Origin of the sequence: Actinosynnema sp. NPDC050801 (assembly GCF_040673975.1) — a bacterium.
Classification (GTDB): Bacteria; Actinomycetota; Actinomycetes; order Mycobacteriales; family Pseudonocardiaceae; genus Actinosynnema.
The window spans coordinates 1-26,713 of sequence record NZ_JBFAQZ010000044.1; the positions used below are offsets into that span (position 1 = coordinate 1).

Below are 26,713 nucleotides of genomic sequence, written 5' to 3' on the forward strand. Positions count from 1 at the left end.
CAACGCTCAGAACAGTCGATCTTGTTCTGAACGTTGAACTCGGGGGTCCTGAACGTAGGACACGCGCGACGCGAACGTAGGACACGCGGGACCTGGAGGTACGACTCGCGCGGGTTGGGGGTTGGACTCGCGAGGTCTGGCACCTCCGAACCCGCGCCGATGCGGGCCCGCGCTGTGCGGCACGTCGCCGAAGTGCGCCCTGACCAGCGGTTCGACCGCCTACCGGTAGGACGTTCGGCCAAGTGCGGGCCCGGCACGAACCATCCGTCGGCCACGAATCCTCCGTTCTGCGGGTGTTGCCGAACACGATCGAGTGAAAGCCTCGCGCGATGGCGTCGCGCAGTCACTGAGGGGCGACGTCGAGTGAACCGAGGGAGCGCTACCACATGCAACTCCGTAACAGAGCGCTGGTACTCGCGCTGGCCATGGGCACCGTCGTGTCCGGCCTCGTGGGAACCGGCTCCGCCGCCGCCCAGGAAGCGCAGGACGCGCAGGACGCCCAGCACGTGCAGGGCACGCCGATCCAGTGGTCGACCTGCGCCGCCGACGTGCTCGCCGAGATCCCGGCCGCGCAGCGCGACAAGGTCAGCTGCGCCAACCACCCGGTGCCGCTGGACCACCGCAAGCCGAACGGCGCCAAGATCACCGTCGCGCTGATGAAGCGCCCGGCCGAGGACCAGTCCAAGAAGATCGGCTCGCTGTTCATCAACCCCGGCGGCCCCGGTGGCGCCGGCCTGATCTACTCCGCCTACGGCAGCTCGTTCTTCCAGCCGGAGATCATGAACCGGTTCGACCTGATCGGGTTCGACCCGCGCGGCGTCGGCCGCAGCTCGCCGCTGCGCTGCTTCAAGACGCTGGAAGAGGCCAACGAGATCTTCGGCCGCATGTCCGCCATCCCGGTCACCCGCACCGAGATCCGCAACACGATGGACGCGACCGAGGACTACACCGACGCGTGCGCGCGCAACGCGGGCCCGCTGCTGAACCACATGTCCACCGAAGCCGTGGCACGTGACCTCGACCTGCTTCGGCAGGGCGTCGGCGACCGCCAGCTCACGTTCGTCGGCTTCTCCTACGGCACGCTGCTCGGCGCGACCTACGCCAACATCTTCCCGTCGAAGTCCCGCGCCCTGGTGCTGGACGGCAACGTCGACCCGGCGCTGCGCACCTCCAACGGCGCCGAGTACGACCGGCAGCGCGCGCAGGGCTTCGAGATCGCGCTCGACGCGTTCCTGAAGCGCTGCGACGCCGAAGGCGACAAGTGCGCGTACAGCGACGGCAACCCGCGGGCGAAGTTCGACGAGGTGCGCGACCACCTGCGCACCCAGTCGATCACGTTGCCGAACAACCAGGTCGTGACCTACGACGGCTACATCGGCCGGGTCACGGGTGACCTGTACGCGCCGACGAGGTTCAAGGCGCTGGCCGCGTGGCTGCAGAGCATCTACGCGGTGCTGCACCCGGCGGCCGCCACGGTCTCCGCGCAGGAGCAGGTCGAACTGCTGCCGCCGCTGGCGAACAAGCACGGCCTGGCCGACATCCGGGCCGGGCTCACCGGTGACACCGAGTACCTGTTCGACGACTCCTACTACGGCGTGAACTGCACGGACAAGCCGTTCGTGCGCGTGCCGCAGCTGTTCCCGGTGCTGGCCGCGAAGTGGGAGCGGGAGTCGCCCACGTTCGGCCGCCAGCAGGCCGCGTCCGACCTGCTGACGTGCGCGACCTGGCCGGTGCCCCGCCCGGACCGCTGGGACGGGCCGTGGCACCGCCGCACCCCGAACCCGGTCGTCGTGGTGGGCAACTACTACGACCCCGCCACCCAGTACGAGTTCTCCAAGCGCATGGCCCGCCAGCTGGGCAACGCGCGGCTGCTCAGCGTGGACTCGTTCGGGCACTGCATCCTCGGTGACAGCGCCGGGGCGGACACCGCGGTGACCGACTACCTGGTCAACCTCAAGGCCCCGGCGGACGGTCAGGTGTTCCAGCCGAACGCCCAGCCGTTCTAGTGGCTCCGGGTGCGGTCGTCGTCGCGAAGGCGACGGCCGCACCCGCCAGGACCAGCAGCTCGGTCAGCGCCGGCATCGCGCGCAACCAGGCGACACCCAGGTAGACGACGGCGGTGAGCAGCATGGTCGGGCTCTTGCGCCGCCAGGACCACACGGCCAGTCCCACCGCGACCACGACGGCCAGGAACAGCTCGTCGTAGTCCACGTGGGCGACCGCGGACGCCGAGTCGCTCGTGCTGATGACGATGAGCGTCGCGTGGCGTTCGGCGCCCGGGTCCTGGAGGACCGGTCCGGTCCACCGCGGCGCGGTCAGCGCTTCGACCACCGGCCACACCACGAGGCCGATGCCGACCAGCAGCAACGGGTACCAGCTGCCCGGACGGCGGGCGTTCAGGTCGTACCCGGCGACCACCACGGCCGCCACCACCAGCGCGAGCGCGCCGTAGTGCCACAACGAGCCGAGCAGCCCGACGATCGCCAACACGTGCCACGCCCGCACCCGGTCCACCCTGGTGTGCGCGAACACCGCACCGGCGACCACCACCAGCTCCGGGTGCGGCGGGAAGTCGAACGAGGGCACGGCGGAGGCGAACTCCGGCACGGCGCCGAGCGGCGCGTAGGCGAACCAGCCGAACTCGGCGACCGGCACGGAGATCTGCTGGAAGTGCCACACCGCGGCCAGGTAGCCCACGGCCGTGGCCGCGACGGTGTAGCTGCGCGCCCGCCACGCCCAAACGCTCAGCCCGATCGCGACCGCCAGCCCGATCAGGAACCGCCACAGGTCGAAGTAGGTGGACCCGATCGAGATGTCCCACCCTCCGGTCAACCCGCCGGACAGCGCCAGTGCGAACGTGGTCGACCCCGTCACCAGCAACGGGAACCAGACGCCGGGCCGGTCCGCGTGCACCTGCCGTGCTCCGAGCAGCAGGCCGGCGATCACCAGCGACAGCGAGGCCTCGACCGGCGGGCCGTCCTCCCACAGCGGGAGGACGAGTCCGACCAACACCGGTAACGACCACGCGACGGCCCCCATAAGGCGGCAACCCTAGCGGCCCTCGGAGACGCCGAAGCGGCCGTGCGCCCGGTGCTGCCACGCACGCCGCACCGGGCCGCTCCTCGGGTCGACGCGGGTGTGAGGGGCGCCCCGGTGCGGACGCCCCCCACCCCGGAACCACTGACTACTTCGGCGGCGGCGGGACCAGGCAGCTCACCGGATCCGACTGGTTGCCCGACGCGTCCACGCCGTGCACGAGGGCGTCGCCCTTGAGGGTGATGCGCCAGTCGATGTCACCGACACCGGGCTTCTGGTTCGGCGTCGCGCCCGGCGCCTGCACCAGCTTGATCTTCGTGCCGCCGGCGAAGCCGCCGAACACGGCCGCGCTGGCCGAGTCCGCGACGTACACCTGCGGGTTCGGGTCGACCGCGTCGGTCGCGGTGAGGACGAAGAACCCGTCCTCGTTGTCGGCGGGCGGCACGGTGCCACCGCCCGGGTTGTTGGTCGGCCGGCACGTCACGACCGGGGCGGTGGTGTCGACCCAGTCCTTCAGCACGTCGTCGCACACCGCGTGGCCTGCCGCGTGCGTGAAGCAGCCGCGGATCGAGTCCGTGCCGAGGCCCGCGAGGCCCTGGGCGGCCGGGTAGGTGAAGTCGGCCGTGCCGGCGGCGGAGGTGTTCCCGTTGCCCGCCGCGCCCGCGTTCGGGCCGCCGAGGACGGAGAAGTCGACCAGGACGTTCGGCACCGGGGCGCCGAAGTCGTCGGTGACGGTGGCGGTCACGGTGTGCGTCTGGCCGGGCGTGCCCAGCTCGTTGACCTCGTGCTCGGGCTCCACGTCGATGGCGGCGGCACAACCGCGCACGTTCACCGCCGGGTTGCCGAACGTCACGACGTGGCCCTCGGCGTCGGTGTAGGCGACGGTCGGGTTGACCGCCAGCGCGCCGCCACCGGCGGTCGGGAGGTGCGTCGCGGTGAACGTCAGCGTCACCGACTCGGTGCCGAGCTCGGCGACGGTCCAGGTGAGCTGGTTGCCGTTCTGCGCGACCGAGCCCTTGGACACCGCCGCGCCGCTGACCGTGAACTGGGGCGCCACCGTGTCGACCACGGTCACGCCGGTCGCCGCGGGCACCACGATGGCCGCGCCGATCGCCTCGAACACCTGCTGCAACTGGGCCGGGGTCGGTGCCTGGTAGTAGTGCGTGGCGTCGGGGTCGGTGGTCCAGTCGCGGATCTCGTCGGCGTCGACGGCGCCGAGGCCGATGCCGAAGACCTCGGTGCCCGCGTTGCGAGCCGCCAGCGCGTCGTCGCTCGCGTCGCCGCCCACGGTCGTGACGCCGTCGGTCATCACGACCATCTTCTTGGCGTTGCCGGGCAGCGAGCCGGCCAGTTGCGACTGGCCGGTGGAGATGGCGGCGGAGTGGTTGGTGAGACCGTTGGCGACCAGCGCGTCGATCGCAGCCTTGACCGCGTTCGCGTCGGACGTGAGCCCGGTGTCGACGGAGGCGTTGTCGGCGAAGCTGACCACGCCGATGCGGCTGCCGTTGGCGACCACGCCGTTCAGCGAGCCGTCGGTGGCCTCGTCGAGGATGTCCACGAACGACTTCGCGGCGGTCTTCAGGTCGCCGATGGCGCCCTGCATGCTGCCGGACCGGTCCAGGACCAGTTCGACGTCCACCGGGTTGCCCGCGATGCCGGTCTCGGCGTCGAGCGTCACGGTGACCGGTACGGAGCCGCCGCAGGTGATGTCCGCGGCGCCCAGGGCCTTGGTGCCGGTGACCGTGCCTCCCGCAGCTGCCGCGGCGGTGGTGGTGGCGAGTGGGGCCGCGAGCGCGGCCAACAGGATCGCGGTCACGCCGCAAGCCCGTCTTCGAGTGTTGTCGTGCATTCGGTTCGCACCTCCTAGTGCGCGCCGACGAGACGTGAAATCCCCTCTGGAATCACGTTCGCGCATTCCGGCGAAGCCGGGTGAGTCAATCCCCGAACAGGTGCGGACCAGCACTGATCCGACCAAATGACGCTGCCTTGCGACTCGGATGGCGTCGGCATGACGAGGTTAAGCAGCCATTCGGCAAACGCCAAATACCTTCACCCGTTCGGTCTAGTGTGAATTCGGCGTCGTTTTCGATCTGCGGATCGTTACGGACGAAACTTCAATTGTGATAATGGGGCGGTGAAAGCGTGCCGCTGGTCCGCTGAACGGCGAAAGGGCCGCCCACCCGGAGGTGGACGGCCCTTCGGCACGGCGATGACTAGCTGCGCACCATCTTGCGCAGCACGTACTGCATGATGCCGCCGTTGCGGTAGTAGTCGGCCTCACCGGGGGTGTCGATGCGGACCACCGCGTCGAACTCCACCTTCGAGCCGTCCGCCTTCGTCGCCACCACGTGCACCGTGCGCGGCGTCTCGCCGTCGTTCAGCGCGGTGATGCCGGTGAAGTCGTAGGTCTCCGTGCCGTCCAGCCCGAGCGACGCCGCCGACGAACCCTCGGGGAACTGCAGCGGCAGGACGCCCATGCCGATCAGGTTCGACCGGTGGATGCGCTCGAACGACTCCGCGATCACCACGCGCACGCCGAGCAGCGAGGTGCCCTTCGCGGCCCAGTCGCGCGACGAACCCGAGCCGTACTCCTTGCCCGCCAGCACGACCAGCGGGACGCCCGCCGCGGCGTAGGCCTCCGCCGCGTCGTAGATCGTGGTCTGCGGCGCGCCCTCGGCCAGGAAGTCGCGGGTGAACCCGCCCTGCACGCCCTGCCCGTTGTTCTCGTCGGCGAGCAGCAGGTTGCGCAGCCGGATGTTGGCGAACGTGCCCCGGATCATCACCTCGTGGTTGCCGCGCCGGGAACCGTAGGAGTTGAAGTCCTTGCGCTCGACGCCGTGCTCGGTCAGGTACTTGCCCGCGGGCGAGTCGACCTTGATCGCACCGGCCGGCGAGATGTGGTCGGTGGTGACCGAGTCGCCGAGCAGCGCCAGCACGCGCGCGCCGCCGATCTCCGTCACCGGGGCCGGCTCCATCTGCATGCCCTCGAAGTACGGGGGCTTGCGCACATAGGTCGACTGCGCGTCCCACTCGAACGTCTTGCCGGTCGGCGTGGGCAGCGACTTCCACCGCTCGTCACCGGCGAACACGTCGGCGTAGCCCTTGGTGAAGCCCTCCGGCGAGATCGCCGACGCGACGACCTCGGAGATCTCCTGCGGCGACGGCCAGATGTCGGCCAGGTACACCGGCTCGCCGCTCTGGTCGACGCCCAGCGGCTCGGTGGTGATGTCCTTGTCCATCGAACCGGCCAGCGCGTACGCCACCACCAGCGGCGGGGACGCCAGGTAGTTCATCTTGATGTCCGGGTTGATCCGGCCCTCGAAGTTCCGGTTGCCCGACAGCACGGACACCGCGGCCAGGTCACCCTGGTTGATGCCCGCCGAGATCTCGTCCTGCAACGGGCCGGAGTTGCCGATGCACGTGGTGCAGCCGTAGCCGACCAGGTGGAAGCCCAGCTTCTCCAGGTACGGCAGCAGGCCGGCGCGCTCGTAGTAGTCCATGACGACCTTGGACCCGGGCGCGAGGGTCGTCTTGACCCACGGCTTGCGCTCCAGGCCCTTCTCCACGGCCTTCTTCGCCAGCAGCGCCGCGCCCAGCATCACCGAGGGGTTGGACGTGTTGGTGCACGACGTGATCGCCGCGATCGCCACCGCGCCGTGGTCGAGCTCGAACTCCGCCCCGTCCAGGCTCACCTTCACCGGGTTGGACGCCCTGCCGGTCGCGCCCTCGGCGGCGGAGTGGAACACGTGCGGCTTGCCCTCGCCGTTCTCGTGCTCACCCACCGCGATCGGGTCGCTGGCCGGGAACGTGTCCTCCACGGCCTCGTCGACGCTGGACTTGGCGTCGTCCTCGGTGTGCGCGACGTACGCGCCGAGCGCCTGCCGGAACGCCTCCTTGGCGTTGGTCAGCTCGATGCGGTCCTGCGGGCGCTTCGGGCCGGCGATCGACGGCACGATCGTCGACAGGTCCAGCTCCAGCGTCTCGGAGTACACCGGCTCGGCGGCCGGGTCGTGCCACATGCCCTGCTCCTTGGCGTAGGCCTCGACCAGCGCCAGCTGCTCGGCCGAACGGCCGGTCAGCTTCAGGTAGTCGATGGTCTCGCCGTCGATCGGGAAGATCGCGCAGGTGGAGCCGAACTCCGGGCTCATGTTGCCGATGGTGGCGCGGTTGGCCAGCGGTACCGCGCCGACGCCCGAGCCGTAGAACTCGACGAACTTGCCGACCACGCCGTGCTTGCGCAGCATCTCGGTGATCGTGAGCACCAGGTCGGTCGCGGTCGCGCCGGCGGGCAGCTCGCCGTGCAGCTTGAAGCCGACCACGCGCGGGATCAGCATGGACACCGGCTGACCGAGCATGGCGGCCTCGGCCTCGATGCCGCCGACGCCCCAGCCGAGCACGCCGATGCCGTTGACCATGGTGGTGTGGCTGTCGGTGCCGACCAGCGTGTCCGGGTACGCCTGGCCGCCGCGGACCATCACCACGCGGGCCAGGTGCTCGATGTTCACCTGGTGCACGATGCCGGTGCCCGGCGGGACGACCTTGAACTCGTCGAACGCGGTCTGGCCCCAGCGCAGGAACTGGTAGCGCTCCTTGTTGCGCTGGTACTCCAGGTCCACGTTCAGCTCGAACGCGTCCGGCCGGCCGAAGATGTCGGCGATCACCGAGTGGTCGATGACCAGCTCGGCCGGCGCCAGCGGGTTGACCTTCGTCGGGTCGCCGCCGAGCTGGGTCACCGCCTCGCGCATCGTGGCCAGGTCCACCACGCACGGCACGCCGGTGAAGTCCTGCATCACCACGCGGGCGGGCGTGAACTGGATCTCGGTGTCCGGCTCGGCCGACGGATCCCAGCTGCCCAGCGCGCGCACGTGGTCGGCGGTGATGTTCGCGCCGTCCTCGGTCCGCAGCAGGTTCTCCAGCAGGATCTTCAAGCTGTACGGCAGGCGCTCGGCGCCCTCGACCGCGCTCAGCCGGAACACCTCGTAGGAGGCGTCGCCGACGGTGAGCGTGCCGCGGGCGCCGAAGCTGTCCTTGCTCGCTGGTGCAGTCACGTGAAACTCCATCTGGTGACGCGCAAAGTCGGTTGGGGAACTTCTGCTGAGTCTTCCGCACCCTCGGGTGCGGCGCCCTCTCACCCCAAACAGTACGCGTGTCCTGTATTCCGCTTCAACCCGGCCCTACCTTGATCGGGGCATCATCACACCCGTGGTGCGTCTTGATCGAATCGGCAAGCGGTACGGCCGGGGTCCGTGGGTGCTGCGGGACGTCTCGCTCGCCGTCGAGCCCGGGGAGGTCGTCGCGCTGCGGGGCGGCAACGGCACGGGCAAGTCGACCCTGCTGCGCATCGCGGCGGGCGTGACGAAGCCGACGACCGGCCGGGTCGACCGGGGCACGTCCGTCGGGTACGCCCCGGAGCGGTTCCCGACCGGCGTGCGGCTGTCCGCGCGCGACTACCTGCGCCACCTCGCCGCCGTGCGCGGCGTGCCGGTGCGGTGGGACCTGGTGGAGGCGCTCGGTTTCGTCGGCGACCCGGCCGCGCCGATGGCCACCCTGTCGAAGGGCAACGCGCAGAAGGTCGCGCTGGCGCAGGCGTTGCACGCGACCGACCTGCTGGTGCTCGACGAACCGTGGTCCGGGCTGGACGCCGCCGCCGGCGGGGTGCTGGGCGAGCTGGTGACGTCGTCGCGGGCGGCCGTCGTGCTGACCGACCACCACGGGCACGACCTGCCCGGTGCGCGCGAGGTGGCCCTGGGCGCCGCCCGGCCCGGTGGCGTGGTGATCGAGTTGGACCGGGTGGGGGAGGCGTTCACGCTGATCAGCTCGCTGGAGGGGGTGTTCGCGGCGCACGAGGTGGGCGGCGGCGCCCGGGTCGAGGTGCGGGCCGGGTTCAGCGACGGCGTGCTGGCCGAGGCGCTGCGGCTCGGCTGCTCGGTGCGGAGCGTGCGGTCGTGACGGCGCTGGTGCGGTACCTGCTGGTGGACGCGCTGCGGACGCAGCGGTGGCTGCCGCCGTTGCTGCTGCACGTGGCCGTGCTCGGGATGCTCTACGCCTCCGACGCCGGGCCCCCGCTGCCCGCGTACGCCGGGACGTGCGTGCTGGTCTACCCGGTGTCGGCGTGGCTGACGGTGGTCATCGCGACCGCCGAGGACCCCGTGCGCCGGACCGTCAGCGTGGTGACCGCGGGTGGCTGGGCACGTGCCCAGGCGGCGGTGACGGTGCTGTCGGCCCTCGCGGCGCTGGGCGTGGCCCTGATCGCCGCCTTGGTGCCGGTCGTGACCCAGTCCCGCCCGTACCCGCTCGGCACGGTGGCGCAGGGCTTCGCGGCGCTGGCGGTGTGCGCGCTGGTCGGCGTCGGCGTCGGCGTGCTGTGCAGCCGCCCGGTGATCACCCAGACCGGCTGGTCCGTGCTCGCCGCGACCGCGCTGGTCGTGCTGGTCCTGCTGTTCGGCCGCACCCCGCCCGTGGGCAACGTGCTCTGGGCGTTGTCGCACGACGACGGCGTCACGTCCGCGTTGGCCGTCTCGGGCGTGGCCGCGGTGCTCTTCGTGGCCGCCGCCACCTGGCTCGGCACCGCGATCGGCCCCCGCCGCGGCTGACCCCTCCTGCCGCGGTTGGTGCCCCCGCGGCTAACCCCACCAGCCGCGGCTGGTGCCCCTGCGGCGGTCATTTCCCACCACGGCTGTCCCCGCTGCGGCTGGTGCCCGCGACGAGCCTCGAAGGCCGGAATCGTCGGACCCCGCCGGTAAAATAAAAGCAGGGGTCCCCTTGGCGAGGACCCCTGCGGAGCTTGCGTGAGCCGTGCGACCTACTTGATGGCCTTGATCAGCTCGTCGATGTCCTTCGGCTCCAGACCGCGCATCAGCGTCAGGAACAGCTCGCTGTAGGTGCGGAACGGGCTGACGTACCACTTGCCGTCGACCTCCGTGGCGACCACGCCGATGCCGTCCTTCAGCACCTGCGCACCGACCCGGGCGATCACGTCGACCGCGGCCGGCGGGATGTCGCTGCCGCCCTGCTGCTCGACCAGCTGCGTGATCTCGTCCGCGCACAGCCGCTGCGACTGGCCCTTGACCGACGCGCTGTAGCAGTCGCCGTCCCGGCTGATCTCCACCTGCTCGCCCTCGGCCTCGACGACCAGCTTGCGGACGGTGACCAGGGAGCCGCCCTTGACGTCCTTGGCGTCGGTCTCCAGCTCGATCAGCTTCGCGCCCGTGGCGGGCGTGCGGCCGATCTGGTCGAGCAGGACCGGGCCGAGGTCCTGCAGCACGCCCATCTCGTCCGGCGGCAGCAGTGCGATGACGCCCTCGATGTCACCGGCCAGCGCCTTCTCCACGAGCTGCTTCGCGGCGTCGTTCGCCGAGCCCGCGCCGGCGGGCGCGATGCCCTGGGCGGGCCACTTGAGGTCCTCGTCCTCCAGCGCGGCGTGCGCGATGGTGTAGAAGAGGCTCGGGTACCACTCGTCGCCGACCTTGATGGTGGCGATGCCGATCGGCTTGCCGTCGCGGTCGGCCTTCTCCTTGGCGAAGTCCAGCGTCTCGGTCTCGGGACCCTGCTGCTTCAGCTCCGCGCCGAGCGCGTCGACCAGCTTGTCGGTCAACGGGATCTGCTTGACGTCCGAGGTGATCGTGATCTTGCCCTCGACCACCTTGTTGATCGTCAGGTGGTCGTTGACCTTCTCCGCGGCGGCGTCGTCGAACTTGATGCCCTCGCTCTTGATCTGGACACCGGTGACCTTGTTCGGGTCCGCGTCGGGCTTGAGGATCTCCAGCCGCTTGGCCTCGCTGACCGTGGCCTCGGTGTAGTCCTTGCTGAGCTTGGCCTCGGCGGGCGCCAGGCCGTTCATGATGCCGAGGACGTCACCGCTGCCCAGCGCGCTGAGCAGGTTGTTCGCCGCGGTGGACGGGCTCTCCGAACCGGCGGCCACGTCGTCGGAGCTGCGCAGCGCCCACACCGTGGCGACCGTGCCGGCGGCGAGCGCGAGGACGGCGACGACCGCGGTGACGACCAGACCGGTGCGCTTCTTCTTCTGCGGCGGCTCACCACCCGCGAAGCCGTACGGCGCCTGGCCGTAGGGCTGCTGGCCGAACTCCTGCTGGTAACCCGGCTGCTGCGGTTGCTGCGGGAAGCCCTGCGGACCGGTCTGCGGGTAGCCCTGCTGCGGCTGGGGACCGGTCTGCGGGTAGCCGCCCTGCTGGTAACCACCCTGCTGGTAACCGCCCTGCTGCTGACCCGGCTGCTGGCCCTGCTGCGGGTAACCACCCGGCTGCTGCTGGCCCTGCTGCGGGTAGCCCCCCTGCTGCGGCTGGCCGTACGGGTTGTTCTGCGGTGGCCATTCGCCTCCGCCGCCACCTGGGTACGTCACGGTGCTCCTCCTGGAGTGCTGATCGCTGTGCGGGATTTCGCGGTGAGCACGGTGATCGCCCCGGCGATCCCCAGCACAGCACCACCGAGGGTCACCACCGGTCCGGTCAGGCTGATCCCGACCAGTGCCGCCTCGTTGCCCCCTTGGACGACGGCAAGTGCCGCCACCGTTCCCGCAATCGTGCCAAACATCAATGCGAGCCATCCCGCGATTCGGGGAAAACGAACCAACCACAGCACCACGCAGCACACCGCCAATGGGATGAGTGCGACCCACACACCGCGCACGACCTCACCCGGCACACCGTGCAACCCGGCGAAACCACGCAGAGCGAGCACCTCGTAACTGGTCCTCGTGACGGTCCCGGAACGCAACCAGGGCAGGAAGGTGCCCACCACCGCTGTGACCAAACCGATAACTCCGAGCACCACGCCCGTCCACCGCCTGATCGTCGGCTCAGCCGTCGGTCGTCTCATGGTCGGCTCCGCCGAGGTCGTCTCGTGGTCGGCTCCGCCACGGTCGTTTCGTGGTCGGCTCCGCCGACGTGTCCTGCGCACCCCGACATGCTCGCAGGCGTGTGGCACGGTGGTGGCATGAGTGCACGGGACGTGATGGCCCTCGCACGGCGCATCACCGTGCTCACCGGCGCGGGGGTGTCCCTGGAGTCGGGTGTGGTGCGGTTCCGGTTCGACGCGTCGTCGTTCCTGACCTCGGCGCGCGTGCGGCGTGAGGCGTGGGAGTCCTGGCTGGACGATCCCTTGTGGACGGCCGAGCCGAACGCCGCCCACCGCGCGCTGGCGGGGTTGCAGCGGGCCGGACGGGTGCGGACGTTGCTCACGCAGAACGTCGACGGGCTGCACCAGCGAGCCGGGTCGACGGTGGTGGAGCTGCACGGGTCGATGTCGCGTGTGGTGTGCGTCTCGTGCGACGCCTCCGGTCCGATGAGCGAGGCCCTGGCGCGCGTGCGCGACGGCGAGTCGCCGCCGGACTGCGCCCTGTGCGGCGGGATCCTCCGGCCGGCCGCGGTCGCGTTCGGCGAGCCGCTGCACGCCGACGTGCTGCGGGCGGCGCGGACGGCCGTGCTGGACTGCGAAGCGATGCTGGTGGCCGGGACGTCGCTCATGGTCGAGCCCGCCGCCCAGCTCGTGCCGCTGGCCGCCCGGGCGGGCGCGTCGGTGGTGATCTGCAACCTGGACCCGACGCCGTACGACTCGCTGGCGGCGGCGGTGGTGCGCGAGCCGGCCGCGTCGGCGCTGCCGGAGCTGGCCGCGGTGCCCGTGGTGGCGACCGGCCCGATCCGCACCTGGGGCGACCCGAGCACCTGGTGACCACCCGTTGGTGCCCTTCGATCACTCTCCCGTGAACCCAGGGCGGTGGGACAGTGATCACATGGGAGATCAACAGTCGCCGATCAACCTCCGTGACGCGGTGGTGGTGCCCCGGCTGGCGGACGAGTTGGCCGTGCGCTGGCGGGCCGACCAGTTCCGGGCCCAGGACGAGGGTCACGGCTGGCGCTTGCGCCCGAAGGGCGAGCACGTGGTGTCCCTGGGCGGTCTGGACTTCCGGCTCGAGAACGTCCACTTCCACCGGCCGAGCGAGCACTGGGTCCGCGGCCGGCCCCGTGGCGCGGAGATGCACGCCGTCCACCTCCGGGCCGACGACGTGCTGCGGGCGTGCGTGGTCGCGGTGTTCGTCGACCTCGGCGAGCCGGGACCGTCGGAGGGCAAGCCGCCCAGCGGCATCGACCTGCCCGCGCTGTTCCCGGGCGGCGGGTTCCACCGCTACGAGGGGTCGCTGACCACCGGCGAGTTCGACGAGATCGTGAGCTGGGTGGTGATGAACGAGCCGGTCCAGGTGGAGGACCCGGCCCTGCGCGCCTTCATCCGCACCCACGCCGACCACCCGCGGCCCGTGCAACCGGTGAACCGCCGGTTCGTGCTGACGACCGGCTGAGGCGGGAGGTAGCCGGGGCGCGGGCCGGTAAATAAGGTCACCTCGTATGCGCGTACCCCTGACCGTCGCCGATTTCCTCCACCGGGCGGAGCAGGTCTTCGCCGACACCACGGCCGCCGTCGACGAGCACGACCAGCCCGCCGCACCCGTGCCGACCAGCACCTACGGCGAGTTCGCCACCCGCGTCCGCGCCTGGCAGGCCGGGTTCGACGCGCTCGGCCTCGGCGAGGGCGAACGGGTCGCCGTGGTCAGCCACAACTCGACCCGGCTGCTCGAACTGCTGCACGCGGTGCCCGGCACCGGCCGCATCGCGGTCCCCGTCAACTTCAGGCTCCGACCCGACGAGGTCTCCTACATCGTCGAGCACAGCGGCGCGTCCGTGCTGCTGATGGACCCCGAGCTGGAACTGGACGGCGTCACCGCCCGGCACCGCTTCGTGCTCGGCGAGCAGACCGAGTCCGAGCTCATGCGCTTCGACACCGAGCCACGCCCCTGGAGCGAGCCGGACGAGGACGCCACCGCCACGATCAACTACACCTCCGGCACCACCGCCCGGCCCAAGGGCGTGCGGATGACCCACCGCAACGTCTGGATCAACGCGGTCACGTTCGCCATGCACGCCCGCGCCTGGGAACGGGACGTCTACATGCACGTGCTGCCGATGTTCCACTGCAACGGCTGGGGCATGCCGTACGGCCTGGCCGGGCTCGGCGTGCCGCAGGTCGTGCTGCGCAAGGTCGACGGCACCGAGATCCTCGCCCGGGTCCGCGACCACGGCGTCACGCTGATGTGCGGCGCGCCCGCCGTGTGGAACGCCGTGCTCGACGCCGCCCAGGACTGGGACGGCGAGATCCCCGGCCGCGACCGGGTCCGCATCATCTGCGCCGGCGCACCGCCGCCCAGCCGCACCATCGCCCGGGTCGGTGAGGAGCTGGGCTGGGAGTTCCTCCAGCTCTACGGCCTGACCGAGACCTCGCCGCTGCTCACCTTCAACCGCACCCGGCCGGCCGACGACGCACTGCCGCCGGCCGAGCGGGCGCGGAAGCTGTCACGGGCGGGCGCACCGGGGCTGGGCGTGCGGTTGCGGATCTCCGAGACCGGCGAGGTGCTGGCCCGGGGGAACGTCGTCATGGCCGGCTACTGGGACAACCCGGAGGCCAGTGCCGAGGCGTTGGAGGGCGGCTGGTTCCACACCGGCGACGGCGGCGTGCTGGACGACGAGGGCCACCTGACGATCTCCGACCGCAAGAAGGACGTGATCATCACCGGCGGCGAGAACGTGTCGTCCATCGAGGTGGAGGACGCCCTGTTCAGCCATCCCGCGGTGGCCGAGGCGGCCGTCATCGGCGTGCCGCACGACAAGTGGGGCGAAACGATCAAGGCGCTGGTGGTGCGGGCCGAGGGCGCGCAGGTGACGGAAGCGGAGCTGATCGCGCACTGCAAGGACCGGCTCGCCGGCTACAAGGCGCCGACGTCGGTCGAGTTCCGCGACGCCATCCCGCGCACCGCCACCGGCAAGGTGCAGAAGTTCAAGCTGCGCGAACCGTACTGGGCCGACCTGGACCGCAAGGTCAACTGACCGTCATTCACTCACCCGGGTGAGTGGTGGTTTCCCGTGCCCGCTGTGACCCGTGTGGCTGATGTTCAGGCCGCGACCATTGGAAACGATGTGGCTGGAGTGGCAGAGTCCGTCCCCGTGTAGGGCCGTTCGGCGTAACGCCGTCGGCCGAGTGCGCGGGGAGGCGGGAGTCGTGACTCGATGGGTGATCTCGGTCGTGATCGCGTTGACCACCGCGGTGGGCCTGGCGGGCACGGCGCTCGCCGTGCCGCCACCGCCGCCGAACCCCGGCGACGGCGAGATCAGCGCCGGGCGGCAGCTGGCCGACGCCAAGGCCGCCCACGTCGGTGAGCTGACCGGCCGGCTCACCGACGCCGAGGCCCGCCTCCAGGCGCTGACCGACGACGTCGCGTTCAAGATGGAGCTGGCCAACAAGGCGCGGGTCGACCTGGAGACCGCCCAGGGCGAGGCCGACGCCGCCCGTCGGGACGCGGACGCGGCCCGGGTCGAGGCCGACGCCGCCGGCCGGGCCGTCGAGGACGCCCGCGTGCAGCTGGACGAGTTCGCCGCGGCGAGCTACCAGCAGGGCAGCGTCATCGGGTCGGTCTCGGCGTACTTCGGCGCGTCCAGCCCGGAGGACCTGCTGGCCCGCGCCCAGCTGCTGGAGGCGGTCGGCGAGTCGAGCCTCGACGCGCTGGACGACGTCGAGCGCAGCCGCGCCGAGAAGGCGAACTCCGAGGCCGCCGCGCGCGCCGCGCTCGACCTGGCCGGCCGCAAGCAGGCCGCGGCCGACCAGGCCAGGAAGGACGCCGACGCGGCGCAGGCCACCGCCGCGGACGCCCAGCGCGGCCAGGCCGCCGCCGCGCAGGGCATCAAGGACGACAAGGCCCGCGTCGAAGGCGAGCTCGACCAGGCGCTGCACGCGGTCGAGGGCCTGGAGGACCAACGCGCCCAGTACGACCGGTGGCTGGACGACAAGCGTCGCGAGGAGGAGGAAGCCGCACGCCAGGCCGCCCTCGCCGCGCCGAAGCCCCAGGCGCCGCGCCCGCAACCCGTGACGGCGCCGAGCGGCGCGGGCGTGGAGACCGTCGTGGCCCGCGCCATGCAGCAACTCGGCGTGCGGTACTCGTGGGGCGGCGGCAACTACCACGGTCCGACCGTCGGCATCCGGGACGGCGGCGCCGGCGACGCGCACGGCGACTACTACAGCGTCGGCTTCGACTGCTCCGGGCTGATGATGTACGCGTTCGCGGGCGCCGGCATCTACCTGCCGCACTACAGCGGCTACCAGTACAACGCCGGCCGCAAGGTGCCGCTGTCCCAGGCGCGGCGCGGCGACATGCTGTTCTGGGGACCGGGCGGCGGCACCCACGTCGCGCTCTACCTCGGCGGCGGCATGATGGTCGAGGCCCCGTACTCCGGCTCGCACGTGCGCGTCGCCCCGGTCCGGTACGGCGGGATCATGCCGTACGCCACGCGCCTGCTCTGAACCCGCTAACGCCGGTCGCCCACCGGTTCCAGGGGTTCCCGGCGCAGCGCCCGGACCTCCTCCCGCAACGCCCTGACCTCGTCCAGCACCCGGTCGTCCGAGGCGCTCGCGGCGGCGGTCGCCTCGGACTCCATCGCGCTGCACACGACCGCGATGAACAGGTTCAGCATGGTGAACGTGCCGACCAGCAGGTAGACCAGGAAGAAGATCCAGGCCAGCGGCTGGGTGGCCATCAGGTCGCGCATCACGTCCGACCAACCGTCGCCGGTGGTGATCTGGAACAGCGTGAGGATGGTCGACCCGAGGTCGTCGAACCGGGGATCACCGCCGGCGCGGAACAGGTTGATGGCGACCACGCTGCCCACGTACAGCATCAGCAGCATCAGGCCGGACAGCGACAGCAGACCCGGGATCGACCGGACCAACGCCGAGACCACCCGCCGCATGCTCGGCACCATCGCGACCAGGCGCAGCGCGCGCAGGATGCGCAGGGCCCGGATCACCGACAGCGGCCCGGCGGCCGGCAGCAGGGCGACCACGATGACGACGAAGTCGAAGCAGTTCCACGGGTCGCGGAAGAACCGGAGGCGGTGCGCGTACAACCGCGCCGCCAGCTCCACCACGAAGATCGTCAGGGCGGCGAGGTCCAGCGCGGCGAACAGGTCTCCGTAGGCCGACACCAGCGCCGTGGACGTCTCGCAGCCGAGGGTGATCGCGTTGACCACGATCACCGCGATGATCACCCGCTGGACGCGTCTGCCGTCCACGACGTCGCGGACGCGGTCGCGCAAAGCCATGCCGAACTCCTCCTGCACACGCCGGGAATCACGCTCGATCGAGCACCGCCCCATCGGCATGCCATCCGTACGGCTTGAGCGGATTCACCTGGTCGAGCGGAAGAAGTCCGATTTGGCGCGGGTGTAGTCGTCGTAGTCGTCATCGTCGGCATGTGCTTGCGCCGCACGGAGTTTCGCGGCCTCGTACGCCTCCCGCACCGCCGGGTCGGCGCGCAGCCGGTCGCGGAAGTGGACGGTGGCGGCGTGCCACGGGCTGCCGAGCCGCCGCACGTGCAGGATCGCGGGCTCCGCCGGGTCCGGCCGGACGTAGAGCCGCTTGCGGTACACCGCCGCCGGCACCTCCGGGTCGGTGCGCCAGTCGTGGTCGACGCCGGGCGAGTCGGGCCGGGCGCCCGTCGCGACGAGGAAGCCCAGTGCGGCCACCGTCCGGTCGAACCCGGAGTCGCGGTCGGGCAATGCGGTCACGCCCAGCTGGAGGTCGATGAAGCGCTTGGCACGCAACCCCGGCACGGCGGTCGATCCGATGTGGTCGTAGGACCAGGACGGCTCGCCGAGGTGCGCGCGCAGCCGGTCGAGCAGCCGTCGAGCGGCGAGGGGCAGCCGCGGGTCGTGGTCCTCCAGCGCGGGCGGTGTGCGCGGCGGCGGGTCGACGCCGGCGAACCGACGCGCGAACGGCGCGATCCGGCCGGACCACACCGCGTCGAGCCGCCCCGGACCGTCCAGCACGACGTCCGCACGCCCGTCGTCGACCCCGCTCACCACCAGCGCGGCCGGTCCCGGCCGGTCGAGCACGGTCACCAGCCCGGTCACGTCCAGCTCGCGCAACCGGTCGGCGACACCGGGGCCGGCCACCACGTCGACGCGCAGTCGATGATCGTCCATGGTCCCCATGGTGGCGCGGGCCCCGGCAGCCCGGGGCCCGCGCACCGTGTCAGCGGCTCGTCGACGTCAGCGGTCCATCAAGGCGAACACGCCCCAGCCGACGTACTCGCGCTGGTAGCGCGCGTACCGGGTCGGCCCGGTGGCGAGCTCGGCCCGCATCGCGGGCGCCAACTCGTCCTCCGGGTTCTCGTCCAGCCAGCGGCGGGTGTTGAGCCACTGCGCCGCGACGTAGCGGTCCCAGCTGTCCTGGTCCGCCAGCACCATCTCCACCACGTCGCAGCCCAGCTCGCCGAACTGGGCGAGGAGGTCGGGCAGCGGGAGGTACTCGTCCCGGTCGGTCACGTGGCTGCCCTCGACGGCGGCCTGGTCCGGTGGGTCGAGCCGCCAGAACGGGTGCCCGATCAGCAGCAGGCCGCCGGGGCGCAGGCTGCGCCGCAACAACTCCACCGTGCCGGGCACGCCGCCGCCGATCCACGCGGCGCCGACGCAGGCGGCGATGTCCACCGGCTCGTCCGCGACGTGACCCGACGCGTCGCCGTGCACGAACTCCACCCGGTCGGTCACGCCGAGCTCGACCGCTCGGGCCCGCGCCGAGGCGAGGAACGTCGCGCTGAGGTCGACACCCGTGCCGGACAGCCCGTGGTCACGGGCCCAGGTGCACAGCAGCTCGCCCGAGCCGCAGGCCAGGTCGAGCACGCGGGCGCCCGGCGCGGGCCGCAGCGCCCGCCCGAGGACGGCCAACTTGACGTCGTCGATCGGGTTGTGGATGCGGTGGTTGCTTTCTCGGATGGTGAAACTACGGGGTATGTCCACGTCTGGTTGTCCTCACGTCCAGGGGAATGGCAGGCGTGATCGGCCGCTGGGCGGCCGGGACCCGGACGGGCATGCAATGCACCTCTTCGTGGACGTGGGGTCGGACGGCCGGAGGGTAGGCCCGAGCCGGTCAGGGGGTCCACCGGTTTTCGCCCGCCCTGTCTCAGTTGGCGTTTCCGAGTGGGTTGGGGTGGATATGAACCCTAATTCGGAGCGATCTCGGAATGGTCGCCCCGGAAATGCGGAGAAATGGTCCTGATCACCCGAATGCGCGGCGAGTTTTCGGTAGCGTCAACGGTCTGAGGGGGAAGTCAAAGTCCAGGGGGGACCATGACGGCCGGCCGCTTGATTCTCGACGACGGCGAATTGACCTACCACAGACGCGGCGAAGGACCACCGGTCGTGCTGCTGCACGCGGGTGGCCTCGGCAGCGTCACCTGGGACCGCCAGTTCGCCCTGTTGGCGCGAGACCACACCGTGATCAGGTACGACGCGAGGGGCCACGGCGAGTCGTCGCCGCCGACAGGCCCGTTCGCGCACCACGAGGACCTGCGGGACCTGTTGGACGGGCTCGACGTCGAAGGGGCGACGCTGGTCGGCCTGTCGCTGGGCGCCCGCACCGCGATCGACTTCGCGCTGGCCCACCCCGCCCGGGTGGCGGGCCTGGTGCTGGTCGGTCCGGGCATCAACGGGATGGAGGTCGAGGACCCGTTCATCCTCGACCAGGTCGCGCGGATGCGAGCCGCCACGGGGGTGGACGAGGTCGCGGAATGCCTGCTGCGGATGTGGGTGGACGGTCCGCACCGGGCACCGGACGAGGTCGACCCGCGGGTGCGGGAACTGTGCCGCGGGCTGACGGTGAACGCCGTGTGCAACCGCGCGTTCACCGTGCTCTCGGAGGAATTGCACGCGGTCGACCGCGTCGCCGAACTGACCGCGCGGACGTTGGTGGTCGTGGGCGAGCTCGACTCCTCGGACGTCCACGAGGTGGCCGACCTGGTGCTGGAGTCCGCGCCGGACGCGGAGAAGGTCGTCGTCGCGGGCGCCGGTCACCTGGTGAACCTCGACCGGCCCGACGAGTTCGACCGGGCCCTGCTCCGGTTCCTCAGCGCGTCGCGATGAACGGCGGCTTCCACCAGGCGGTGCTCGAACGGGCCGACGCCGCCGTGCTGGTGGTCGACCCGAGCGACCTGGGCGTCCGGTGGGCGTCCCCGGCGGCCCGGCGGTTGTTCGGCGGCGCGTCCGGCCTGCTGCCCGACCTGGTGGCGACGGGTGACGCGGCGGCGGTCGGCACGTTCCTCCAGGCGGCGGGCCGCACGGGCGCGTCGCGGTGCACGTGCGCGGTGCCGGTGGAGGGTTCCGTGCACCGGCGCGTGGACCTGGTCGCCCGCGACCTGAGCGCGGACCCGGACGTGCGCGGCCTGGTCGTGGTGGCCCTGGACGTCACCGGGTGGGCGGAGACGGCCGACGAGTTGGGCAGCCGCGTGAACGCCGACGCGTTGACGGGCCTGGCGAACCGCACCGGGTTCCTGCCCCGGTTGGAGCAGGCGGTGCGCGGCGCGCCGGGCCCGGTGCTGGTGTTCCTCGACCTCGACCAGTTCAAGGACGTCAACGACTGCCACGGGCACGCCGCGGGCGACCACGTGCTGCGCCTGGTGGCGTCCCGGCTGGCCGCGGTCGTGGCCGGTCGCGGCACGGCGGCCCGGCTCGGCGGTGACGAGTTCGTCGTGCTGCTCGACGAGTTGGACGAGGAGCAGGCGGTCGCCGCGGCGCGCGAGATCCTGGCCGTGATCGCCACACCCGTGACGTTGGACGAGGGCGTGATCCGGGTGTCGGTGTCGGCGGGCATCACGTTCGTCCGGCCGGGTCACGGCGCGGAGGACCTGCTGCACCAGGCCGACCTGGCGATGTACCGGGCGAAGACGCTCGGCCCCGTCGGCGTCGCCGTCTACGACCAGGACCTGGAGGACTGGGCGCTGGCCCGCAAGCACCAGGTCGACCGGCTCGCCGAGCGGCTGGAGGAGTTGCACGCGGAGAACCGGGCGCTGGCCGAGGCCGCGACCATCGACCAGCGGACGGGCCTGCCGAACCCGGCGACGTTCGACGCCGACCACGCGCGCCTCAACCGCGTCGGCGAGCCGTACGGCCTGCTGCTGGTCGACATCGACCGCTTCCACAGCTACAACACGCTCTACCGCTACCTGGCCGGGCACGAGACGTTGCGCGCGGTCGGCCAGGCCATCGACCGCGCCACCCGCTCGGGTGATCGCGCCTACCGGTACGGGGGCGAGGAGTTCACCGTGCTGCTGCCCGGCGCCCGGCTGGAGGGCGCGCTGGCGCTGGGCGAGCGGATCAGGCGGGTCGTGGAACGACTCGGCCTGGAGCACCGCGGCAACACCGGTGGTGTGGTGACGGTGTCGATCGGCGCGGTGGAGGTGGCGCCCGGCGCCTCCGTCACCGACGCGGTGGAGGAGGCCAGCGTGGCGGTGCTGGAGGCTAAGGACGCCGGCCGCAACCGCGTGGTCGGTCGCCGCACGGGCGGTTGACCGCGGCCGAACTCGTGCCGCCCACTCACATCACCCGCACGGCGCGTTGTGTGGGCTGTTCGGTCCAGTCTCTGATTACTCAGAGTAGATAAACAGGTCGTTTGCATTGCGAATCAATGAATTCACCTGGGCCAACCTGGTGAATGTGATCACACCGCGTTAGTAAGGGGTGTGAACCACGACTCGATGCAGCACTTCTCCGACGGCCTCTCCACCCTCGTGCTCGCCTACGTCGTCTCCGTCATCGGCTCGCTCCTCGGCCTCGCCTGCATGGCGCGCGCCCAGGCCGAGCCGACCCGTGCCGCCAAGACGCGCTGGACGGTGTACGGCGCGCTCGCCATCGGCGGTGTCGCCATCTGGCTCATGCACTTCATCGCCATGCTCGGGTTCGACGTCCCCGGCACCGCGGTCAAGTACTCCGTGCCGCTGACCGCGCTGTCCGCCGTGGTGGCGATCGGGGTGGTCGGGCTCGGGCTGTCGCTGGTCACGCTCGTCCGGTTCACCAAGATGCGGCTGCTCGTCGCGGGCGCGCTGGCCGGGCTCGGCGTGGCGGGCATGCACTACCTGGGCATGTCCGCGCTGCGGTTCCGCGGCGAGATCTCCTACGACGGGGCGCTGGTCGCGCTGTCGTGCCTGATCGCGGTCGTCGCGGCGACCGCCGCGTTCTGGTTCACCCTGGTGGTGAAGACGAAGCCCGCCATGGTCGCGGCCGGGCTGATCATGGGCGTGGCGGTCACCGGGATGCACTACACCGGCATGGCGGCGGTGCGGGTCGGCACCGATCCGACGTTGCCCGCGCCGCAGGGCACGACCGCGTTCGACCTGGTGTTCCCGGTGTTCGTGACCAGCGCCCTGGTGGTGGCGGCGCTGCTCTGGATGCTCTTCACCGCCGACGACGACGCACTGGGCGAGACCGCTTGACCCGCGGCTACCGTGGGCCGGTGGTCTCCTGGGCGGCGGTGGTGCTCGCGGGTGGTCGGGGCAGCAGGCTCGGCGGCGTCGACAAGGCGTCGGTGGTGGTGCACGGCCGCACGCTGCTCGACCACGTGCTGGACGCGGTCGCGCCCGCACGGCGGACCGTCGTCGTGGGACCCCCCAAGGACGACGTGCACGGCGTGACCTGGGCGCGGGAGGACCCTCCCGGCGGCGGTCCGGTCGCGGGCCTGGCGGCCGGGCTCGCGCACGTCGAGTCCGACCTGGTGGTGGTGCTCGCGGTCGACCAGCCGGGGATCACCCGGTCCACGGTCGACCGGCTGCTCGCGGCCGTCGGCGACACCGGCGCGGTCCTCGTGGACGACGAGGGGCGGTCGCAGTGGCTCATCGGGGCGTGGCGCACCGCGGCCCTGCGCCGTGCCCTGCCCGCCGACCCGCGCGGCGCCTCGATGCGGTCGGTCCTGGGCCCGTTAAACCCGGCGGCAGTCATCGCCCTCCCGGGTGAGGCGCGGGACGTCGACACGCCGCGCGACCTGACGCCGTGACGGTGGTCCAAGATCGGGTCGGATGGGCGTGAGCTGCATCGCTGCCCGATTCCGGGGTCGACCCCCTTCACAAGAGCCACACCGTCGGCAAGGGACACTGGGCGGTAGTCGTCAACCCTGTCGAGGAGGACCTTTGTCCGAGCCCGCCGCCCAGGCGCCCAACACGCCGGCTCGTGACGCCCAGTTGCTCGAACGGACCGTGTTCGAGGTCAAGCGGGTGATCGTCGGCCAGGACCGGCTGGTCGAGCGGATGCTCGTCGGCCTGCTGGCCAAGGGCCACCTGCTGCTGGAGGGCGTGCCCGGCGTGGCCAAGACGCTGGCCGTGGAAACGTTCGCGGGCGTCGTCGGCGGCTCGTTCTCCCGCGTCCAGTTCACCCCCGACCTGGTGCCCGCCGACATCCTCGGCACCCGCATCTACCGCCAGGGCAGTGAGACCTTCGACGTCGAGCTCGGCCCCGTGGTCGCCAACTTCGTCCTCGCCGACGAGATCAACCGCGCGCCCGCCAAGGTGCAGTCGGCGATGCTGGAGGTGATGGCCGAGCGGCACGTGTCCATCGGCGGCAAGACGTTCCCGATGCCCAACCCGTTCCTGGTCCTGGCCACCCAGAACCCGATCGAGAACGAGGGCGTCTACCCCCTGCCCGAGGCCCAGCGCGACCGGTTCCTGTTCAAGATCCAGGTCGAGTACCCGACGGCCGAGGAGGAGCGGGAGATCGTCTACCGGATGGGCGTCGAGCCGCCGGTGCCCAGCCAGGTGCTCGGCCCGGACGAGCTGGTCCGCCTGCAGGGCGTGGCCTCCCGGGTCTTCGTGCACCACGCGCTGGTGGACTACGTGGTGCGGCTGGTCATCGCGACCCGCGCGCCCAAGGAGCACCAGCTCACCGACGTCGCCGGGTGGGTCGCCTACGGCGCGTCGCCGCGCGCCAGCCTCGGCATCATCGCCGCCGCACGCGCGCTGGCGCTGGTGCGCGGGCGCGACTACGTGCTGCCGCAGGACATCGTGGACGTGGTGCCCGACGTGCTGCGCCACCGCTTGGTGCTGTCCTACGACGCGCTGGCCGACGGCGTCCCGCTGGACCACATCATCACCCGGGTGCTCCAGACCGTGCCGTTGCCGCAGGTCTCGGCACGTCCGCAGACGCCGCAGCCCGCGGGCAGGCCGTGACCGAGTCGACCCCGGCAGGTTCCGAGCGGCCGAGTTGGGCGCCGCCGGCGCTGCACGGCGGCCGGATGGAAGCCGCGCTGCGCACGCTCGAACTGGAGGTCCGCCGCCGCCTCGACGGCCTGCTCCAGGGCAACCACCTGGGCCTGGTCCCCGGACCGGGCTCCGAACCCGGCGAGGCGCGGCCCTACCAGCCCGGTGACGACGTGCGGCGGATGGACTGGGCGGTCACCGCCCGCACCACCGTGCCGCACATCCGCGAGACCGTCGCCGACCGCGAGCTGGAGACGTGGCTCGCGATCGACCTCTCGCCCAGCCTCGACTTCGGCACGGCCGTGTGCGAGAAGCGCGACCTGGTCGTCGCCGCGACCGCCGCGGTGGCGCACCTGACCCGCGGCGGCGGCAACCGGATCGGCGCGCTGGTCTCGACCGGCGAGGACCTCGTCCGGGTGCCCGCGCGCGGCGGTCTGGCGCACTCGCGCGGTCTGATCCGCAAGGTCGCCGAGACTCCGCGCGCGCCCGAGGGCACCCGCGGCTCGCTCGCGGAGGTGGTCGAGCAGCTGCGCCGCCCGCCACGCCGGCGCGGCCTGGTCGTGGTGATCTCGGACTTCCTCGGCGGCACGGAGTGGCAGCGCCCGCTGCGCGCGTTGTCCGTCCGGCACGACCTGGTGGCCATCGAGGTGATCGACCCCCGTGACATCGACCTGCCCGAGGTGGGCACGGTCGTGCTGGCCGACCCCGAGTCGGGCCGGCAGCGCGAGGTGGTCGCCTCGCCGCTGCTGCGCCGCGAGTTCGCCGCCGCGGCGGCCGAGCACCGCGCCGACGTGGCCGCGAACCTGCGCCGCGCGGGCGCCGGGCACCTGGTGCTGCGCACCGACTCGGACTGGATCGCCGACACCGTGCGGTTCGTCGTCGCACGCAAGCGCCGCTGGTCGGGAGGGGTCGCCTGATGAGCCTGTCCGGGTTCACCGCGCCGTGGTGGTTCCTGCTGCTGGTCGGCGTGGCGGGGCTGGCCGCGTTCTACGTGGTGCTGCAACGCGTGCTGCGCAAGCGGACGCTGCGGTTCGCCAACCTGCCGATGCTGGAGAAGGTCGCCCCCAAGCGGCAGGGTTGGTACAAGCACGTGCCGGCGGCGTTGCTGATGGTCGCGTTCATCGTGCTGACCGTGGCGCTGGCCGGGCCGACCGCCGAGCAGAAGGTGCCGCGCAACCGCGCCACCGTGATGCTGGTGATCGACACGTCGCTGTCGATGAAGGCCACCGACGTGCAGCCGTCCCGGCTGGAGGCCGCGCAGGTGGCCGCCAAGTCGTTCGCGGACGGGCTCACGCCGGGCATCAACCTGGGGCTGATCTCGTTCGCCGGTTCGGCCACCGTGCTGGTCGCGCCGACCACTGACCGCGGTGCGGTCACCCAGAGCATCGACGGGCTCAAGCTGGCCCAGTCGACCGCTACGGGTGACGCGATCGTGGCCGCGCTGGCGGCGATCGACTCGTTCGGCAAGGTCGTCGGCGGCGCGGACGGTCCGCCGCCCGCGCGCGTCGTGCTGATGACCGACGGCAAGGAGACCGTCGGCACCCGTGACGCGTTCGACGCGGCCGAGGACGCGAAGAAGGCGGGCGTGCCGATCTCCACGATCTCGTTCGGCACCGAGGAGGGTGTGGTCGAGATCGAGGGGCACCGGCAGGACGTGCCGGTGGACGACGACTCGATGAAGGAGATCGCGAAGCTGTCCGGCGGCGAGTTCTTCAAGGCGGCGAGCGCCGAGGAGTTGCGCCGGGTGTACGACACGCTGGGCGAGCAGATCGGTTACGAGAAGAAGCAGGCCGACGCGTCGCGGCCGTGGGTCGTGCTGGGCACCGTGCTGGGGATGATCGCCGTGGCGGGTGCGCTGCTCTTCGGGCAACGTCTGCCCTGAACCGGCAGTATGTCGCCCGTGGTGGTGGCGGAGCACTGGCGGGAGATGGTCGACTGGTCCGTGGCGCTGCTGCGCCGCGGCACCGGCGAGGGCGTGCCGGAGTGGAATCGGCGGGTGCTCTCGTCCGGCTTCGACAACGAGCGTGACCTGCGGGTTTGGCTGAGCGGACAGGGCGTGACCGGCTACCCGCAGATGCTGCTGGTGATGGAGCGGTTCGGCTACCCGGAGTTCATGAGCGGGTCGGCGGGCGAGCTGGTGGACGCCCAGTACGCCGACCGGCCCGAGCTGCGGCCGATCCTCGACCGGCTGCTGGCCGAGGCGGCGTTGCTGGGTCCGATGCACGTCCGTGCGCGCAAGTCGTACGTGGCGCTGGTGTCGCCGCGCCGGACGTTCGCCATCGTCAAGGCGACCACCCGTTCGCGGGTCGACCTGGGCCTGCGCCTGACCGGCCACGAGCCGACGGGTCGCCTGGAACCGGCCCGCTCCCTGGGCAACGACACCATCACCCTGCGGATGGGCATCAGCAGCGCCGACGACGTCGACGACGACACCGTGCACTGGCTGCGCCAGTCCTACACCGCCAACTCTTGACCACGAGAGTCCAACCCCAACCCGTGCGAGTCGTACCTTCAGGTCCCGCGTGTCCTACGTTCGCGTCGCGCGTGTCCTACGTTCAGGACCCCCGAGTTCAACGTTCAGAACAAGATCGACTGTTCTGAGCGTTG

At 71.6% G+C, this 26,713-nt stretch carries 23 protein-coding genes; 15 read left to right on the forward strand and 8 right to left on the reverse strand.

Going from position 1 to position 26,713, the window contains the following annotated elements; genetic code table 11:
• The first annotated feature begins 386 nt into the window (after positions 1–386).
• A complete protein-coding gene (locus tag AB0K14_RS40280; RefSeq protein ID WP_360465283.1) occupies positions 387–2,006 on the forward strand; it encodes an alpha/beta hydrolase in 1,620 nt (539 codons plus the stop codon).
• Here AB0K14_RS40280 and AB0K14_RS40285 read toward each other — a convergent pair.
• The 3 genes from AB0K14_RS40285 to AB0K14_RS40295 form a co-directional block, all read right to left on the reverse strand.
• Positions 1,954–3,012, reverse strand: coding sequence for a hypothetical protein (locus tag AB0K14_RS40285; RefSeq protein ID WP_360465280.1), 1,059 nt, complete (start codon positions 3,010–3,012; stop codon positions 1,954–1,956). The genes AB0K14_RS40280 and AB0K14_RS40285 overlap by 53 nt on opposite strands.
• 172 nt (positions 3,013–3,184) lie before the next feature.
• Positions 3,185–4,852 (reverse strand): VWA domain-containing protein, encoded by a 1,668-nt coding sequence (locus AB0K14_RS40290; RefSeq protein ID WP_360465277.1) that lies wholly within the window; start codon positions 4,850–4,852, stop codon positions 3,185–3,187.
• Positions 4,853–5,249: 397 nt separating this feature from the next.
• Entirely contained in the window at positions 5,250–8,084 is a 2,835-nt protein-coding gene (locus tag AB0K14_RS40295; RefSeq protein ID WP_360465275.1) for an aconitate hydratase, read from the reverse strand.
• Between the two features lie 157 nt (positions 8,085–8,241).
• Between AB0K14_RS40295 and AB0K14_RS40300 the strand changes: the two genes are divergently transcribed.
• Both AB0K14_RS40300 and AB0K14_RS40305 read left to right on the forward strand, forming a co-directional pair.
• The gene (locus AB0K14_RS40300; protein WP_360465272.1) at positions 8,242–8,985 is read left to right on the forward strand and encodes an ATP-binding cassette domain-containing protein; all 744 of its coding nucleotides are present in this window, start codon (positions 8,242–8,244) and stop codon (positions 8,983–8,985) included.
• Positions 8,982–9,629, forward strand: a complete 648-nt coding sequence (locus AB0K14_RS40305; protein WP_360465269.1) for a hypothetical protein — start codon at positions 8,982–8,984, stop codon at positions 9,627–9,629. The genes AB0K14_RS40300 and AB0K14_RS40305 overlap by 4 nt, the downstream gene beginning before the upstream one ends.
• Before the next feature lie 209 nt (positions 9,630–9,838).
• On the opposite strand, the gene AB0K14_RS40310 is transcribed toward AB0K14_RS40305, so the two are convergent.
• Positions 9,839–11,395 (reverse strand): flagellar basal body protein FliL, encoded by a 1,557-nt coding sequence (locus tag AB0K14_RS40310; RefSeq protein WP_360465266.1) that lies wholly within the window; start codon positions 11,393–11,395, stop codon positions 9,839–9,841.
• Positions 11,392–11,871, reverse strand: coding sequence for a hypothetical protein (locus tag AB0K14_RS40315; protein ID WP_360465264.1), 480 nt, complete (start codon positions 11,869–11,871; stop codon positions 11,392–11,394). Before AB0K14_RS40315 ends, AB0K14_RS40310 begins: the two co-directional genes overlap by 4 nt.
• A gap of 117 nt (positions 11,872–11,988) precedes the next feature.
• On the opposite strand from AB0K14_RS40315, the gene AB0K14_RS40320 reads away from it, so the two are divergent.
• From AB0K14_RS40320 to AB0K14_RS40335, 4 genes are all read left to right on the forward strand, one after another.
• Complete coding sequence (locus tag AB0K14_RS40320; RefSeq protein ID WP_360465262.1) at positions 11,989–12,723, forward strand: Sir2 family NAD-dependent protein deacetylase; 735 nt, start codon at positions 11,989–11,991, stop codon at positions 12,721–12,723.
• A gap of 31 nt (positions 12,724–12,754) precedes the next feature.
• Positions 12,755–13,348, forward strand: coding sequence for a carbonic anhydrase family protein (locus tag AB0K14_RS40325; protein ID WP_364340520.1), 594 nt, complete (start codon positions 12,755–12,757; stop codon positions 13,346–13,348).
• Between the two features lie 46 nt (positions 13,349–13,394).
• The gene (locus AB0K14_RS40330; protein ID WP_360465257.1) at positions 13,395–14,927 is read left to right on the forward strand and encodes an AMP-binding protein; all 1,533 of its coding nucleotides are present in this window, start codon (positions 13,395–13,397) and stop codon (positions 14,925–14,927) included.
• Positions 14,928–15,099: 172 nt separating this feature from the next.
• Positions 15,100–16,395: an NlpC/P60 family protein gene (locus tag AB0K14_RS40335; protein WP_360465254.1), complete on the forward strand. Its 1,296-nt coding sequence runs from the start codon at positions 15,100–15,102 to the stop codon at positions 16,393–16,395.
• A 5-nt stretch (positions 16,396–16,400) separates the two neighbouring features.
• On the opposite strand, the gene AB0K14_RS40340 is transcribed toward AB0K14_RS40335, so the two are convergent.
• The 3 genes from AB0K14_RS40340 to AB0K14_RS40350 form a co-directional block, all read right to left on the reverse strand.
• The gene (locus AB0K14_RS40340) at positions 16,401–17,192 is read right to left on the reverse strand and encodes an ion transporter (protein ID WP_360465252.1); all 792 of its coding nucleotides are present in this window, start codon (positions 17,190–17,192) and stop codon (positions 16,401–16,403) included.
• A gap of 84 nt (positions 17,193–17,276) precedes the next feature.
• Entirely contained in the window at positions 17,277–18,074 is a 798-nt protein-coding gene (locus AB0K14_RS40345; RefSeq protein ID WP_360465249.1) for a GrpB family protein, read from the reverse strand.
• Between the two features lie 66 nt (positions 18,075–18,140).
• Positions 18,141–18,887 carry a methyltransferase domain-containing protein gene (locus AB0K14_RS40350; protein WP_360465246.1) on the reverse strand — a complete coding sequence of 249 codons (747 nt, stop codon included), beginning with the start codon at positions 18,885–18,887 and terminating at the stop codon, positions 18,141–18,143.
• Between the two features lie 402 nt (positions 18,888–19,289).
• On the opposite strand from AB0K14_RS40350, the gene AB0K14_RS40355 reads away from it, so the two are divergent.
• The 8 genes from AB0K14_RS40355 (at position 19,290) to AB0K14_RS40390 (ending at position 26,579) form a co-directional block, all read left to right on the forward strand.
• Entirely contained in the window at positions 19,290–20,009 is a 720-nt protein-coding gene (locus AB0K14_RS40355) for an alpha/beta fold hydrolase (protein ID WP_360465243.1), read from the forward strand.
• Complete coding sequence (locus AB0K14_RS40360) at positions 20,006–21,433, forward strand: diguanylate cyclase (protein WP_360465240.1); 1,428 nt, start codon at positions 20,006–20,008, stop codon at positions 21,431–21,433. The genes AB0K14_RS40355 and AB0K14_RS40360 overlap by 4 nt, the downstream gene beginning before the upstream one ends.
• Positions 21,434–21,604: 171 nt before the next feature.
• Positions 21,605–22,354, forward strand: a complete 750-nt coding sequence (locus AB0K14_RS40365; protein ID WP_360465237.1) for an MHYT domain-containing protein — start codon at positions 21,605–21,607, stop codon at positions 22,352–22,354.
• 20 nt (positions 22,355–22,374) lie between these two features.
• Positions 22,375–22,911: a molybdenum cofactor guanylyltransferase gene (locus AB0K14_RS40370; protein WP_360465234.1), complete on the forward strand. Its 537-nt coding sequence runs from the start codon at positions 22,375–22,377 to the stop codon at positions 22,909–22,911.
• Between the two features lie 133 nt (positions 22,912–23,044).
• On the forward strand, positions 23,045–24,076 hold the full coding sequence (locus AB0K14_RS40375; protein WP_360465231.1) for a MoxR family ATPase: 1,032 nt from the start codon (positions 23,045–23,047) through the stop codon (positions 24,074–24,076).
• Between the two features lie 65 nt (positions 24,077–24,141).
• Complete coding sequence (locus AB0K14_RS40380) at positions 24,142–25,023, forward strand: DUF58 domain-containing protein (protein ID WP_360465286.1); 882 nt, start codon at positions 24,142–24,144, stop codon at positions 25,021–25,023.
• A complete protein-coding gene (locus AB0K14_RS40385; protein ID WP_360465228.1) occupies positions 25,023–25,988 on the forward strand; it encodes a VWA domain-containing protein in 966 nt (321 codons plus the stop codon). The genes AB0K14_RS40380 and AB0K14_RS40385 overlap by 1 nt, the downstream gene beginning before the upstream one ends.
• An 18-nt stretch (positions 25,989–26,006) precedes the next feature.
• On the forward strand, positions 26,007–26,579 hold the full coding sequence (locus AB0K14_RS40390) for a DUF5655 domain-containing protein (protein WP_360465225.1): 573 nt from the start codon (positions 26,007–26,009) through the stop codon (positions 26,577–26,579).
• The last annotated feature ends 134 nt before the right edge of the window (positions 26,580–26,713 follow it).

Bases quoted from the DNA above. Each gene is read 5' to 3' on its own strand.
- AB0K14_RS40280 (WP_360465283.1), top strand. From the start codon at position 387: ATGCAACTCCGTAACAGAGCGCTGGTACTCGCGCTGGCCATGGGCACC.
- AB0K14_RS40315 (WP_360465264.1), bottom strand. From the start codon at position 11,871: ATGAGACGACCGACGGCTGAGCCGACGATCAGGCGGTGGACGGGCGTG.
- AB0K14_RS40320 (WP_360465262.1), top strand. From the start codon at position 11,989: ATGAGTGCACGGGACGTGATGGCCCTCGCACGGCGCATCACCGTGCTC.
- AB0K14_RS40330 (WP_360465257.1), top strand. From the start codon at position 13,395: ATGCGCGTACCCCTGACCGTCGCCGATTTCCTCCACCGGGCGGAGCAG.
- AB0K14_RS40340 (WP_360465252.1), bottom strand. From the start codon at position 17,192: ATGGCTTTGCGCGACCGCGTCCGCGACGTCGTGGACGGCAGACGCGTC.
- AB0K14_RS40345 (WP_360465249.1), bottom strand. From the start codon at position 18,074: ATGGACGATCATCGACTGCGCGTCGACGTGGTGGCCGGCCCCGGTGTC.
- AB0K14_RS40360 (WP_360465240.1), top strand. From the start codon at position 20,006: ATGAACGGCGGCTTCCACCAGGCGGTGCTCGAACGGGCCGACGCCGCC.
- AB0K14_RS40380 (WP_360465286.1), top strand. From the start codon at position 24,142: ATGGAAGCCGCGCTGCGCACGCTCGAACTGGAGGTCCGCCGCCGCCTC.
- AB0K14_RS40385 (WP_360465228.1), top strand. From the start codon at position 25,023: ATGAGCCTGTCCGGGTTCACCGCGCCGTGGTGGTTCCTGCTGCTGGTC.